Genomic DNA, 13,838 nt, shown 5'->3' on the forward strand with positions numbered 1-13,838 from the left:
TAAGAAGTATGAAAGGAGGGGGACTCATGGCTGAAGAAAAAAGTGCACAAACAAAAGACAATCAAAATGAGTTAACACTTGATCAAGCAAAGGATCAATTGCTGGAAATAGGAAAGAAACGCGGTGTCCTTGCGTATGAGGAAGTTGCCGACAGATTGTCCGGATTTGAAATAGAATCAGATCAAATGGACGAGTTTTATGAGTACCTGAATGAGCAAGGTGTTGAAGTAATCGGTGAGTCTGAAGAAGATCCCAAGATGCAGCAAATAGCAAAAGAAGAAGAATTTGATCTAAATGATTTAAGCGTTCCACTTGGTATCAAAATTAACGATCCGGTACGAATGTATCTGAAGGAAATTGGCCGGGTTGATTTATTATCAGCTTCAGAAGAAATTGAACTGGCAAACCGGATTGAACAAGGCGAAGAAGAGGCCAAAAGACGACTTGCTGAAGCAAATTTACGTCTGGTTGTTAGTATTGCGAAACGCTATGTAGGCAGAGGCATGCTGTTCCTGGATTTAATACAGGAAGGTAATATGGGACTAATGAAAGCTGTCGAAAAGTTTGACTATCGCAAAGGATTCAAATTTAGTACGTATGCTACATGGTGGATTCGCCAGGCAATCACAAGAGCGATCGCTGATCAGGCAAGAACAATTCGTATACCTGTTCATATGGTAGAAACAATTAATAAACTAATCCGTGTTCAACGCCAATTATTGCAGGATCTTGGCCGCGAACCAACTCCAGAGGAAATTGGCGAAGAAATGGAATTATCTCCTGATAAAGTTCGGGATATTTTAAAAATTGCCCAAGAACCCGTGTCACTTGAGACACCAATTGGTGAAGAGGATGATTCGCATTTAGGCGATTTTATTGAAGACCAGGAAGCAATATCTCCTTCAGATCATGCTGCATATGAGTTGCTGAAAGAACAATTGGAAGACGTATTGGATACGTTAACTGACAGGGAAGAAAATGTATTACGTTTGCGCTTTGGGCTTGATGACGGGCGTACGAGAACCTTGGAAGAGGTTGGTAAAGTATTTGGTGTAACAAGAGAAAGAATCCGCCAAATCGAAGCAAAAGCACTGCGCAAATTGCGCCATCCTAGTCGCAGTAAAAGGTTAAAGGACTTTCTTGAATAAACTATCGTTCAGTCATTGGACACGGCTGTGGATCAATGACTGCGCATTATTTTTTTACGATCTGATTGCAGATACCATTTGGATAAAAAGGTGTATGGAAGGAGAATCGATTGCAACAATCATTAGGGACAGACAGACCGGAAAAGTCATAAGTTATCGCCTAACGTATGTTGTAATTATCTTCTTGTGCATCTTGCCAAATGGCTAAAATTAAACATAAGTTCATTTAACCAATTTATATTACAGTTGCTTTTTGGTACCGTTTTCATTCCTTGTTATCTATTTTACGAAATTTCATCTGATATTGCAACTCAATATCTTAATTTTATTTTGCGGTTTTTCGTTTTAGCTGGATAGACCTTTGAAAAAAGGGATACGCTTTTCAGATTATATTATCAGTCTGTGGGCAAAAGTCGATTGAGAAGGTCGACAGAACATCAATATAGCATGTCTCGTGTGTCACAGAGAGGTCAAAGCGGTGGAGTGAGGAACTGGAAAACTTCCCCGAATATGCATGGTACGTGCAAATAGCGTATGATGACAAAATTTGATTACTGGCTGATTTTGGCATAAAGCCATTGGAACTGCCCGGTATTACCGGCATTATTTTTAAAACGGTATATAATGTTTTGTAAGTTTTCACATCTTATTCCTTTAAACTACATGCAATTTCGAGTAAAATAAGGATAGTCTTTTTTTATAAACTGAATAAGGGGATACATAAGGAGGAAAATACGGATGAAGAAAAACCCAGTCATCCCTTATGCACTTATTGCCGTAATAGGGATAGCTTTAGTAATAGTTATATCTATTGTGGGTATTGACCAGCGTGAAGCTATTCAAAAGGCAGAAGAAGGCGGGGATACACAACAAAGTGCCGAAGATAAAGGTGAGGGCGCCTCAACAGACGATCCGGAAGCTATTTTTGAAAATACTTGTGCCAGCTGTCATGGTGCTGATTTATCTGGCGGAATGGGACCAAACCTGCAGAAGGTTGGCGGTAAACTGTCCAAAGATGAAATTAAAAACACAATCCTGAATGGTAAAGGACAAATGCCAGCGGGATTAGTACCGGATGATCAGGCAGAGGCACTGGCAAAATGGCTTTCAGAGAAAAAATAGCGGATAACAAACATAAACTACAGGGGAAAGCTTTCTGATACATACAGAAAGCTTTCTTTTATCCTGCATAAAGGAGAAGACAATGGCGCAACAATTAACACTTTCCGATCGATTAAAACAAGTTGCTTTCTTTTTACCTGAAGGAGCTGTTTTCGCTGATATCGGTTCAGATCATGCCTATTTGCCAGTTTTTGTATGTTTGCAGGATAACAAGGCAAAAGCAATTGCGGGTGAGGTGAATGATGGTCCGTATAACAGCGCGAAAGCAACTGTACACGCCTATCAATTAACTGACAGGATTGATGTACGTTTAGGTAATGGCTTAGAAGTGATTGATAGTGGTGAAGTGAAACAACTGGTCATTGCCGGAATGGGTGGCGCACTAATTCATTCTATTTTGGATGATGGGAAGGAAAAGCTGGAACATATGGAGCGGATCATTGCCCAGCCTAATGTTAATGCAAAAGGTGTCAGGAAATGGCTGGTAATCAACAACTATCGAATTGTGGATGAAGAATTGATAGAGGAAAATGGCCATTTTTATGAGATAATCGTAGCAGATAATGGTGGTAAAGATAGTTCCTCGTTACCTAAATGGACGGAGCGTGAATTACTGTTTGGACCTGTATTATTAACAAAACAATCTCACGCATTTTTAAAGAAATGGCAGTATGAGCACCATAAGTTAACACGAATTATCAAACAAATGAAACATGCCACCATCCGAAATGAGGAAAAGATAGTTCAATTTGAACAAGAATTAACTTGGATAGAGGGGGTTTTGCATAATGTCTAATACCGTTCAGAATGCCGATGTGTTTTCAGCGATGGAACAATGGGCTCCAAAATGGCTGGCATACGATTGGGACAATGTTGGCTTACAGGTTGGTGCCTTTAACAGGCCGGTAAAAAAAGTGATGATAACGTTAGATGTGCTTGAGTCAGTCGTGGATGAGGCAATTGATAAACAGGTAAACTTAATTGTTGCCCACCACCCACTACTGTTTAAACCAGTAAAGCAGTTGAATTTGGATTCGGTTCAAGGCCGAATTGTCCAGAAATTAATCCAGCATCATATTTCCGTATATGCAGCACATACCAATCTTGACGCAGCAACTGGAGGCGTTAATGACATACTTTGTGATACAATAGGAATCAATCAGCAGGACGTTCTATTGGAATCACATACGGAGAAACTGGTGAAATTCAGTGTATTTGTTCCCCGTACGCATACGGAAGACATTATGGATGCACTTTCAGAGGCCGGTGCGGGTCACATCGGTAATTACAGCCATTGTACATTTCAAACAGAAGGCCGGGGTACATTTAAGCCGCTTGAAGGGACAAACCCTTATATCGGGTCAGAAAACGAATTGGCTATGGTGGAAGAAGTAAAAATAGAAACAATAGTACCGGAAGAGAGAATAACGAACGTCGTAAAAACGGTTACCGACAGGCATCCATATGAAGAGGTGGCATATGACATATATCCATTGGAAAATAAGGCGAAAATGTATGGGATTGGGCGAATAGGTACATTAAAACAAGGTATGAGTTTAAACGAGCTTTGTGAACATGTAAAGACTGCCCTGGACATCTCACATGTAAGAGTAACCGGAGATGTGACCAAACAGATTAAAAAGATTGCCATTCTCGGGGGGAGCGGGGAAAAATATATACATGTTGCCAAGGCTAAAGGTGCTGACGCATATATTACAGGCGATATGACATTTCATACGGCACAGGATGCTTGGCAAATGGGACTTGCTGTAATAGATCCTGGACACCATGTTGAAAAAGTAATGAAGAAGAAGGTCCAACAGTACCTGGAACAACGGTTTGACAAGCAAGACATCCAGATTATTATTTCAGAGGCAAATACCGAACCATTTCGCTTTATTTAAAAGGAAGTGAGATTAATTTTCCGTAGCGCTTTTTACGGTAAATATATAATAAGGGAGCACGTTTAATGGAAATGAATAACTTCAGTGAATTTGCATTTCATCCGGTTTTAATGGAGGTAGTGGAGAACTTGCATTTTCGAAAGCCAACTGAAATACAGCGACAGGTTATTCCTGCTGTTCTAAAAGGGAAGAGTGTGATCGGAGAGTCTCATACCGGATCAGGCAAAACACATGCCTATCTATTACCCCTGTTTAATCAAATCAACGTGAGTAACCGAGAGGTGCAATTTGTTATTACGGCACCGACCAGGGAACTTGCTATGCAAATTCATGAAGAAGTAAAGAAAATTATTCATTACGCTGGTAAAGACCATCAATGGAAAGCCAAATTACTCGTTGGTGGTACTGATAAACAAAAAATGATAGAGAAACTGAAAGAGCCTCCACATATCATTGTCGGAACGCCAGGAAGAATTTTGGATTTGGTTAAGGGAGAAGCAATTTCTCTCTATTCTGCTCGTTCCTTTGTAATTGACGAGGCAGATTTGATGCTTGATTTAGGTTTTATCAATGATGTAGATCAGCTGTTAGTCCGTTGCAGGAAAGATATCCAGTTGCTTGTTTTCTCGGCAACGATTCCCCAACGGCTTGAACATTTTTTCAAAAAATATTTGGATAACCCTTTACATGTTAAGCTGGATGATTCGCTTTCACCGGAAACGATGGAACACCGGTTAATCCCTTTAAAACATCGTGATCCGGCAGCTGTTATTCTGGATATTGCTGGAGCTATTAATCCTTATTTAGCCATTATTTTTACCAATGGCAAGGAGGCCGCAGATGAACTGGCAGCTGCGCTTCAGCAAAAGGGGCTGGAAACAGGTTTAATTCATGGTGGTTTATCCCCGAGGGAGCGAAAGCGGGTACTAAAGGACATCCAGAATCTAAGGTATCAGTATATTGTTGCAACCGATCTAGCAGCAAGGGGAATCGATATTAAAGGTGTCAGCCACGTGATTAATGCACAGTTACCGAAGGAAGAGGATTTTTATGTGCACCGTGTCGGCCGAACTGCCAGAGCTGGAATGGAAGGTACGGCTATCAGCCTGTATGACGATCAGGATATCAAGCTGATCGAAAAATTAGAGGGAAAAGGGCTTACCTTTACATTCTACAATGTTAAAAATGGCGAGTGGCAGGAGATTAAGGCGTGGAATGACCGAAATCTTCGGGTGAAGATGGAAACGAACGCTGAAAAAGAAGCTTGGAAACGGGTACGAAAAGCAAAAAAGGTAAAACCAGGCTATAAGAAAAAAATGAGAAAACAAAAAGACCAAATCAAACGGCAGTTGGTGAAAAATAATAAAAGAAAAAAATAAAATAGATATGTGAAAGGGAGAGGTGAACGTTTTGCTGAAAATCGGATCACATGTATCAATGAGCGGGAAAAAAATGCTATTAGGGTCAAGTGAAGAAGCTGTATCTTATGGTGCAAATGCCTTGATGATTTATACCGGAGCACCACAAAATACAAGACGAAAACCAATTGACGAGTTAAATATTGAAGCGGGAAAAGAGCATATGAAGGAAAACGGGGTCCTTGATGTCGTTGTGCATGCTCCATATATTATCAATATCGGAAATACAACGAAACCCGCAACGTTTGAACTTGGAGTTAACTTTTTACGTAACGAAATTGAGCGTACAGAAGCAATTGGAGCGAAACAAATTGTCCTTCACCCTGGTGCACATGTTGGAGCTGGTGCTGAAGCAGGAATTGAAAAAATTATTGAAGGTTTAAATGAAGTGCTTCATAAAGATCAGCATGTCCAAATAGCCCTTGAAACAATGGCAGGAAAAGGCTCGGAGATTGGCCGGACATTTGACGAGCTGGCGAAAATCTTCGATGGTGTTACATTGGATGAGAAGCTGTCTGTTTGTTTGGATACATGCCATATTCATGATGCAGGGTATGATGTCGTACATGATTTTGATGGTGTATTAAATGAATTTGATAAGATTATCGGATTGGATCGTCTGAAGGTCATTCATGTTAATGACAGTAAGAATGAACGTGGTGCACATAAAGACCGCCACGAAAATATCGGGTTTGGCCATATTGGGTTTGAAGCACTTAATTATGTCATTCATCATCCACAATTAACGGACTTACCAAAAATTTTGGAGACACCATACGTTGGGGAGGATAAGAAAAATAAAAAGCCTCCCTACAAATTTGAAATAAGTATGATTAAGGCTGAGCAATTCGATGAAGATTTAAAAGGAAAAATAATGGACCAATAATTAAGAAGAAAAGGGAATAACGTCTCAAGCGTTATTCCCTTTCTTTAAAGATAAAAAAGTGTAAAAATCTAGGCTCTATGCTGCTCATGCCAGAGTAGGCCACGTCCAGCTCCAGCGCCCATCGGCTAGTGTGCTTCCTTCACATTAATAAAATAATGATTCTAATCCATGAGATTTAACGATTTCATTAAACAGTTTTTGGGCTTTTTTGGCAGTATTCAGATCGGTTATTCTTGCTAATTCCTGCAGCATTTTTGCCCGGTTATCTGCACTGAACGGATCAATATGGTGGGTTTTTAAGTATGTTGTTATCGTTTTAGCTTGTGCATTCGTAATTGAAAAACCATATTGCTTACTGTACGTTAAAAGTTCTTCAGGGGATAGCTGGGAAATCTTTTTCGCTATTAATTCTTTGATAAACGTTGACATCTTCAGACTCCTTTACCTTCTAATGCTTCTTTATTGTATGATTTGCTCTTGAAAATGTTCCCTGCCATATAGGAGCGTTTTCCAAAAAGTAACACCATTAGATTAGAAAAGTATCCATAAACTATAGATGCACCTCAATTACAGGGAAAGAGAGGTATGTGTTTATGGATGATTTTGAGCGTTACCAGAACAGGTCTCAGAATAATCAAGGGGAACAACAAGACGACCAGGATATTGTTGGAACAAATTTAACTGGTCAAAATCCATCAGCATTCAACCCGACACGAAAAGCAAATGATGAGGAAACGGCAGCAGAATTAACTGCCGATGATCTTGACACACCATCACGAATAGAAGACGATGATGATACGAATGCAAGCAGCACATATGGCTGGGTTGCATTAGCATTGTCCATTGTATCCTTCTTCTGGCTGCCCATTATTCTTGGTGGTGCAGGGATTATTGTAGGATTTATCGCCAGGAGCAGAGGTGCAAATACGCTTGGAATGACGGCTATTATTGCTGGCGCCGTTTCCATCCTTATTTCGCTGTTTATACTGCCGTTTGTATAAGGAAAGAGGCTGACAACACATTGTCAGCCTCTTTTACGCAATGCGGAGTATCCAAAAGTCCAAATGTTGTAAGGCTACTGTGCTTGCCTCGCAGCCGATTCTGTATATAATGGAAAGTAATAATATTCCCCAATGTTTAGTTGATGTGAGCTGGTACGGTTAATTAACTTGAAATCAGCTAAAATCTGGTTCATGTCCAGTGCAGAAAGGGTACTGTTTACTTCCTCGGCAATAGACAAGACTGTATCACCAGCCTGTACTTTCACTTTTATGACTTTAAATCGTTTTGAATGAATTGTTTCCACACTGTTTGTTTGCCGAGGCTCTTCAGTTGGAGACAATGAGGTACCGCTGGTAATATCGTTATAAATACTTACGATGATTAATATAATGATGATATAAATTCCGCTTTTCTTAAAAAAATACATATTCATTTCTCCTTTTTGTGAAACAAATAGTGGATATAAAACGTATACAAATTAGAGGTAGAGGAGGGAAATAGATGGATATTTTTTCTTCTGGTTGGATTGGATTTGTCATAACCGGACTTGGAACATTATTTTTAATTGGCGAAATTTTGGTGAATATGCGCGGCTTTTTTGGACTCTTGGGAATCGGATTTATTGTTGTTTATTTTTCTGCATATCTTGAGACAAGTTCATTTATCATTATGCTTATTATTTATTTTATTGGAATATTACTGATTATCATTGATGGGAAGCTATTAAATGATGGGACACTTTCCACATTAGGATTGGCGTGCATGCTTGCTTCTGTCGCTTTGGCTGCTCCAAATTTAAATGCTGGTTTGTACGGTGTCGCTGGGGTTCTTGTTGGCGGCGTTTCATCGTTCCTGTTTCTAAAAGTTTTTAAACACCGGAAAATGTGGTCGAAAATGACGTTGAAAGATCGATTAACAAATGAGGCTGGTTATAATTCGATGAATGCAGAATACGAAAAATTACTGGAACAACAAGGAATCACTTTAAATGATCTGCGGCCTGTAGGAACGATAAGGATTAACAATAAAGATTACAGTGCTATCTCCAATGGGCAATGGATTCCCAAGGGCAGAGCGATTCGTGTAGTGCAGGTTGATGGTACACGGATACTTGTTGAGACGATAGATTAGCTAATAATTCTCATTGAATCTGCACGATTCATGAGAATTATTTTTTGCTGGGCATGTTCACACTTCCAGTATCCGGCAGCTTGTGTGCAAAAAAGGTAAGTTTGGTCAAAACCTCGGGTAACAATCGCTATCCGAACAGATGTCATCCCGCAGGTTCCGGCTTACTGTGATGTCTTACACGTATGAATTGTAAATTTAATGTTAAGAATCTCCGACAAGTCTTTACAATATGTTAATAAATCCTTAATAATAAACATGTATACGACATAATTCCACATCGAAGGGACGGTTCAACCATTGGAAATCGATTTACAAACACTTCTTTTTGAGTTCTTTGGCGGTTTAGGTATATTCCTCCTGGGGATAAAATACATGGGAGATGGATTACAGAAAACGGCTGGGGAACGATTACGGGATATTCTTGATAAAACAACAAGCAATCCATTTTTAGGTGTATTGGCAGGGATGGTCGTCACCATATTGATTCAAAGTAGTTCCGGCACAACCGTTCTGACAGTAGGACTTGTAAATGCAGGCTTTATGACATTACGACAGGCAATCGGTGTGATCATGGGTGCAAATATTGGGACAACGATTACAGCATTTATTATCGGTATTGATTTGGGTGAGTATGCGTTGCCAATTATTGCGGTTGGCTGCTTCCTTATCTTCTTCTTTAATAATCAGAAAGTTACTGCCATCGGACAAGCGATTTTTGGTTTTGGGGCACTTTTTTTTGGACTTGAATTAATGTCAAGCGGGATGTCACCATTACGGGAGCTGGAATCTTTTCATCAGCTGACAGTTGACATGAGTGCAAATCCGGTTCTTGGTGTCGTGATTGGCACACTATTTACGGTTATTGTTCAAAGTTCCAGTGCGACGATTGGGATATTACAAGGATTATTTTCGGAGGGAGCAGTTGATTTACAAGCAGCTATTCCGGTATTGTTTGGTGATAACATTGGTACAACCATAACCGCGATCTTGGCGTCACTTGGAGCAAGCGTTGCGGCAAAACGGGCAGCATTTACCCATGTTATATTTAATATGGTTGGTGCAACGATATTTCTTATTTTTTTAGGATTTTTTACAAAATATGTTACGTTTCTCCAAGAGCAATTGAATTTGAATCCGGAAATGACGCTAGCCTTTGCTCACGGCAGTTTTAATATCGCCAATACAATCATTCAATTTCCATTTATAGCGGGACTTGCCTGGTTGGTGACGAAAATCATTCCTGGTGAGGATGTAACGATCGAGTATAAACCACAACATTTAGATCCTATATTTATCCAGCAATCATCCACACTTGCCTTGGAACAGGCCAAGGCAGAAATTATCCGAATGGGTGAATATGCTTGTATGGGGCTGGAAGAAACAAATCAGTATTTGTTCACACATCAGCAGAAGCATTCAGAAATGGCGATCCAGGTGGAAGGGGCACTCAACAATTTGGATCGGAAAATTACCGACTATTTAGTTGAGATATCTGCAGGGTCGTTGTCGGAAATAGAGAGTGCCAAACATACAGCGTTAATGGATACTGTCCGGGATATTGAACGGATTGGTGACCATTTTGAGAACATTATTGAATTGATTGATTATAAAATTTCCAATAAGGTTTACCTGACAGATCAGGCAAAAGAAGATTTGAACAATATGTTTGATTTAACGATTTTGACCGTAAAACAAGCGATAAAGGCACTTGATCAAACGAATCGGGAAGAAGCTCTTGCTGTAACACAAAAGGAAGATGAAATTGACAAAATGGAACGAAAGTATCGCAAAAAGCATATTATCCGTATGAACGAAGGTCTATGTACCGGATCGGCGGGAATTGTGTTTGTTGATATTATCAGCAATTTGGAACGGATCGGTGATCATGCGGTAAATATCGCTGAAGAAGTTCTTGGGGATTAAGCGATTAATAGGTTTGCAATTGGAATTTTGCAGTCTTTTTCATAAAACGACGAAAAAAGACTGCAAAATTCTTTAGTTTAATATTGAAAACTGAAAATGAACATGCTATAGTATTTATTGTTGTTTGATTTACATAATGTCTTAAAAGGATGTTCAAAAAGTTACCAAATGATAAGCGGCGAATCTCTTCGTAATGGCGTAAGAGGAGCTTCTGCTAAAACCGCCCACGACAATCGCCAACAGCAGAAGTCAGCACTTCCTGAGCAAGCCCGGTGCCGGGAGTTACGCCGCCTCGACCTTCAAGACCAAATTTGGCAACTTTTTGAACACGAATTTTAAAAATAATGATTGACATATCTTGTCGGATATGGTAAATTATTAGTCGTCGCTAATAAATAATTAAACATACTTACTAGATTATTCCACAGTAGCTCAGTGGTAGAGCTATCGGCTGTTAACCGATCGGTCGTAGGTTCGAATCCTACCTGTGGAGCCACATGGCGGTGTAGCTCAGCTGGCGAGAGCGTACGGTTCATACCCGTGAGGTCGGGGGTTCGATCCCCTCCGCCGCTACCATATGAAATAATAACAAGCCCTGATGGCGGTCGTGGCGAAGTGGTTAACGCACCGGATTGTGGCTCCGGCATCCGTGGGTTCGATCCCCACCGGTCGCCCCATACAATTTAGATTACGGTGCGAAAATCAAACAGGACGCAACTAAAGTAAGGACCCTTAGCTCAGCTGGTTAGAGCTATCGGCTCATAACCGATCGGTCGCAGGTTCGAGTCCTGCAGGGTCCACCATTACATGTTCTATTCGGAGGTATACCCAAGTCTGGCTGAAGGGATCGGTCTTGAAAACCGACAGGCGGGTCAAACCGCGCGGGGGTTCGAATCCCTCTACCTCCTCCATACATAACGAACAGATCGGATATTGGAAGTCAGAGGTCAGAAGTTGAATAGGGCTCGGTAGCTCAGTCGGTAGAGCAAAGGACTGAAAATCCTTGTGTCGGCGGTTCGATTCCGTCCCGAGCCACCATTTTAAACAGGCTATTGATGCTTGTTTTTTTATTGTATAAAAACAGTTCAGTTGATTAGGGTTTAACAAAATCATTTTAATTTGCATAATATAAGTAGATCATTATATAGTAATATACAGATGAATTAGGAGGTGTACAGAAAAATGCTGCAAACCATAATGGATATCGAAAAGGTTGCATTAACACTAAAATTGTTAGGGGATAGAACCCGATTAACGATGGCAGGTCTACTAAAAGACAACGAATGCTGTGTCTGCGAATTTGTTGAAGTGTTTGAAATGAGTCAGCCGGCGATCAGTCAACACCTGCGTAAATTGAGAGATGCAGGTATTGTCAAGGAAAGGCGAAGTGGCCAGTGGATTTTTTATTCGTTAAATAAGAAGAGTGAGAGATATCCATTGGTTATGACGTTACTAAACCAGATACCAGATCAACAAGAAAAACTGGCTAACCTGGAAAGGGAAGGCAAACGGATTTGTTGCGACTAAGGGGGAGCGAAGTTGGATTTATCAGTCTTTTTAGCAGCAGGAATTTTTATCATTACGTTAGTATTTGTTATTTGGCAGCCGAAAGGATTAGGGATTGGCTGGAGTGCATGTGGTGGTGCGATTATCGCATTACTTGCAGGTGTGGTCACATGGGGTGATGTACTTACCGTTACAGGCATTGTTTGGAATGCAACGCTCACATTTGTTGCAGTAATTTTAATATCCCTCATTCTTGATGAAATTGGCTTTTTTGAATGGGCAGCATTACATATGGCGCGTGTAGCAAAAGGTAACGGCATCAGAATGTTTATTTTTATTATTTTATTAGGTGCAATTGTAGCGGCGTTGTTTGCAAATGATGGTGCAGCACTAATATTGACACCTATTGTATTGGCAATGGTACGGAATTTGAACTTTAAAGAGCGGATGGTTTTACCTTTTATCATGGCCAGCGGGTTTATTGCGGATACAACTTCATTGCCATTGGTCGTAAGCAACTTGGTTAACATCGTATCGGCGGATTTCTTTGATATTGGCTTTGTAGCGTATGCATCAAGAATGATTATCCCGAATTTCTTTTCTATCGGTGCAAGTATCCTTGTTTTGTTCTTGTATTTCCGCAAGTCTATTCCGAAACGATACGATTTAACCCAATTGAAAGACCCAAAGGAAGCAATCAAGGATCAATCCATGTTTAAGTTATCATGGGGAGTATTAGCTGTGCTACTGACTGGTTACTTTGTCAGTGAGTTTATCGGTATTCCAGTCTCAATTATCGCAGGCATTATTGCCGTCTTGTTTTTGTTGATGGCGCAAAAGAGTCCTGCAGTTCCAACGTTACAGGTGATAAAAGGAGCACCCTGGGCAATTGTTTTCTTTTCCGTTGGTATGTATGTCGTTGTATATGGCTTGCAAAATGCCGGGTTAACGAGTGTATTAGCAAGTTTAATCCAATTTACCGCTGATCAGGGGCTGTACGTGGCTACGGTCGGAATGGGCTTTATTGCAGCAATATTATCTTCCATTATGAACAATATGCCAACCGTTATGATTGATGCATTGGCAATTTCCGATGTGGAAACAACCGGTGCCATTAAAGAGGCTCTCGTATATGCTAATGTGATTGGTTCCGATTTAGGACCCAAAATTACCCCAATCGGTTCATTGGCGACTTTATTGTGGCTCCATGTTTTATCAACAAAAGGTGTTAAAATATCGTGGGGCTATTATTTCAGAATTGGAATTATCTTAACGATTCCAACGTTATTTATTACATTAACAGGTCTAGCCATATGGTTATGGATAATTTTATAACAGGAGTGTTAAGCCATGTCGAAGAAAACAATATATTTTTTGTGCACCGGTAATTCCTGCAGAAGTCAAATGGCAGAAGGATGGGCGAAAAAGTATTTAGGTGATGAATGGAATGTGAAAAGTGCCGGGATCGAGGCACATGGATTGAACCCAATTGCAGTAAAAGCGATGGATGAAGCAGGTATTGATATTTCGCAACAAAGTTCTGAAATAATCGACCCTGAATTTTTAAATAAGGCCGATTTTGTCGTGACATTGTGCGGGGATGCTGCTGATAAATGCCCAATGACACCTTCACGTGTGAAACGTGCCCATTGGGGATTTGCTGATCCGGCAAAGGTGGAAGGAACAGACGTGGAAAAATGGCACATATTTCAGCGGGTAAGAGATGAAATTGGTGAGCGGATAAAACGATTTGCGGAAACTGGTGAATAAAATTAAAAATGTCATCTTCGTTAGGTAG

At 40.3% G+C, this 13,838-nt stretch carries 14 protein-coding genes and 6 tRNA genes; 18 read left to right on the plus strand and 2 right to left on the minus strand.

What is annotated here, in order from left to right; all coding sequences use genetic code 11:
* The first annotated feature begins 26 nt into the window (after positions 1–26).
* The 6 genes from rpoD (at position 27) to IEX12_RS01565 (ending at position 6,478) form a co-directional block, all read left to right on the plus strand.
* Positions 27–1,148, plus strand: a complete 1,122-nt coding sequence (rpoD, locus tag IEX12_RS01540) for an RNA polymerase sigma factor RpoD (protein ID WP_088050666.1) — start codon at positions 27–29, stop codon at positions 1,146–1,148.
* Positions 1,149–1,886: 738 nt separating this feature from the next.
* Positions 1,887–2,270 (plus strand): cytochrome c550, encoded by a 384-nt coding sequence (gene cccA, locus IEX12_RS01545; protein WP_088050665.1) that lies wholly within the window; start codon positions 1,887–1,889, stop codon positions 2,268–2,270.
* Positions 2,271–2,352: 82 nt separating this feature from the next.
* Complete coding sequence (locus IEX12_RS01550) at positions 2,353–3,066, plus strand: tRNA (adenine(22)-N(1))-methyltransferase (RefSeq protein ID WP_155554108.1); 714 nt, start codon at positions 2,353–2,355, stop codon at positions 3,064–3,066.
* A complete protein-coding gene (locus IEX12_RS01555; protein WP_155554107.1) occupies positions 3,059–4,174 on the plus strand; it encodes a Nif3-like dinuclear metal center hexameric protein in 1,116 nt (371 codons plus the stop codon). Before IEX12_RS01550 ends, IEX12_RS01555 begins: the two co-directional genes overlap by 8 nt.
* Positions 4,175–4,239: 65 nt before the next feature.
* On the plus strand, positions 4,240–5,553 hold the full coding sequence (locus IEX12_RS01560) for a DEAD/DEAH box helicase (RefSeq protein ID WP_155554106.1): 1,314 nt from the start codon (positions 4,240–4,242) through the stop codon (positions 5,551–5,553).
* 31 nt (positions 5,554–5,584) lie between these two features.
* Positions 5,585–6,478: a deoxyribonuclease IV gene (locus IEX12_RS01565; protein ID WP_088050661.1), complete on the plus strand. Its 894-nt coding sequence runs from the start codon at positions 5,585–5,587 to the stop codon at positions 6,476–6,478.
* Between the two features lie 144 nt (positions 6,479–6,622).
* Here IEX12_RS01565 and IEX12_RS01570 read toward each other — a convergent pair whose 3' ends face one another.
* Positions 6,623–6,907 carry a DUF2624 domain-containing protein gene (locus IEX12_RS01570; RefSeq protein WP_088050660.1) on the minus strand — a complete coding sequence of 95 codons (285 nt, stop codon included), beginning with the start codon at positions 6,905–6,907 and terminating at the stop codon, positions 6,623–6,625.
* A gap of 164 nt (positions 6,908–7,071) precedes the next feature.
* Here IEX12_RS01570 and IEX12_RS01575 point away from each other — a divergent pair, with 164 nt between their 5' ends.
* Positions 7,072–7,479: a DUF4190 domain-containing protein gene (locus tag IEX12_RS01575; RefSeq protein ID WP_088050659.1), complete on the plus strand. Its 408-nt coding sequence runs from the start codon at positions 7,072–7,074 to the stop codon at positions 7,477–7,479.
* A 74-nt stretch (positions 7,480–7,553) separates the two neighbouring features.
* Here the strand turns inward: IEX12_RS01575 and yqfZ are convergent, their stop codons facing one another.
* Complete coding sequence (gene yqfZ, locus IEX12_RS01580) at positions 7,554–7,907, minus strand: protein YqfZ (protein WP_102415079.1); 354 nt, start codon at positions 7,905–7,907, stop codon at positions 7,554–7,556.
* Positions 7,908–7,981: 74 nt separating this feature from the next.
* On the opposite strand from yqfZ, the gene IEX12_RS01585 reads away from it, so the two are divergent.
* From IEX12_RS01585 to arsC, 11 genes are all read left to right on the plus strand, one after another.
* A complete protein-coding gene (locus IEX12_RS01585; protein WP_102415080.1) occupies positions 7,982–8,611 on the plus strand; it encodes an NfeD family protein in 630 nt (209 codons plus the stop codon).
* Between the two features lie 297 nt (positions 8,612–8,908).
* Positions 8,909–10,534, plus strand: coding sequence for a Na/Pi cotransporter family protein (locus IEX12_RS01590; protein ID WP_155554105.1), 1,626 nt, complete (start codon positions 8,909–8,911; stop codon positions 10,532–10,534).
* 421 nt (positions 10,535–10,955) lie between these two features.
* Positions 10,956–11,030 (plus strand) — tRNA-Asn (locus IEX12_RS01595).
* 3 nt (positions 11,031–11,033) lie between these two features.
* Positions 11,034–11,110 (plus strand) — tRNA-Met (locus tag IEX12_RS01600).
* Between the two features lie 25 nt (positions 11,111–11,135).
* Positions 11,136–11,211, plus strand: a tRNA-His gene (locus tag IEX12_RS01605).
* Positions 11,212–11,260: 49 nt separating this feature from the next.
* Positions 11,261–11,337: transfer RNA gene (locus IEX12_RS01610), tRNA-Ile, on the plus strand.
* Between the two features lie 15 nt (positions 11,338–11,352).
* A tRNA-Ser gene (locus IEX12_RS01615) sits at positions 11,353–11,445 on the plus strand.
* A gap of 51 nt (positions 11,446–11,496) precedes the next feature.
* A tRNA-Phe gene (locus tag IEX12_RS01620) sits at positions 11,497–11,572 on the plus strand.
* A 144-nt stretch (positions 11,573–11,716) separates the two neighbouring features.
* Complete coding sequence (locus IEX12_RS01625; RefSeq protein ID WP_155554104.1) at positions 11,717–12,061, plus strand: ArsR/SmtB family transcription factor; 345 nt, start codon at positions 11,717–11,719, stop codon at positions 12,059–12,061.
* A 12-nt stretch (positions 12,062–12,073) separates the two neighbouring features.
* Entirely contained in the window at positions 12,074–13,375 is a 1,302-nt protein-coding gene (locus tag IEX12_RS01630; protein ID WP_102415083.1) for an arsenic transporter, read from the plus strand.
* Between the two features lie 15 nt (positions 13,376–13,390).
* On the plus strand, positions 13,391–13,810 hold the full coding sequence (gene arsC / locus IEX12_RS01635; RefSeq protein ID WP_102415084.1) for an arsenate reductase (thioredoxin): 420 nt from the start codon (positions 13,391–13,393) through the stop codon (positions 13,808–13,810).
* Positions 13,811–13,838 lie beyond the last annotated feature (28 nt).

Source organism: Lentibacillus populi, from assembly GCA_014642895.1.
GTDB classification, from domain to species: Bacteria; Bacillota; Bacilli; order Bacillales; family Amphibacillaceae; genus Lentibacillus_C; species Lentibacillus_C populi.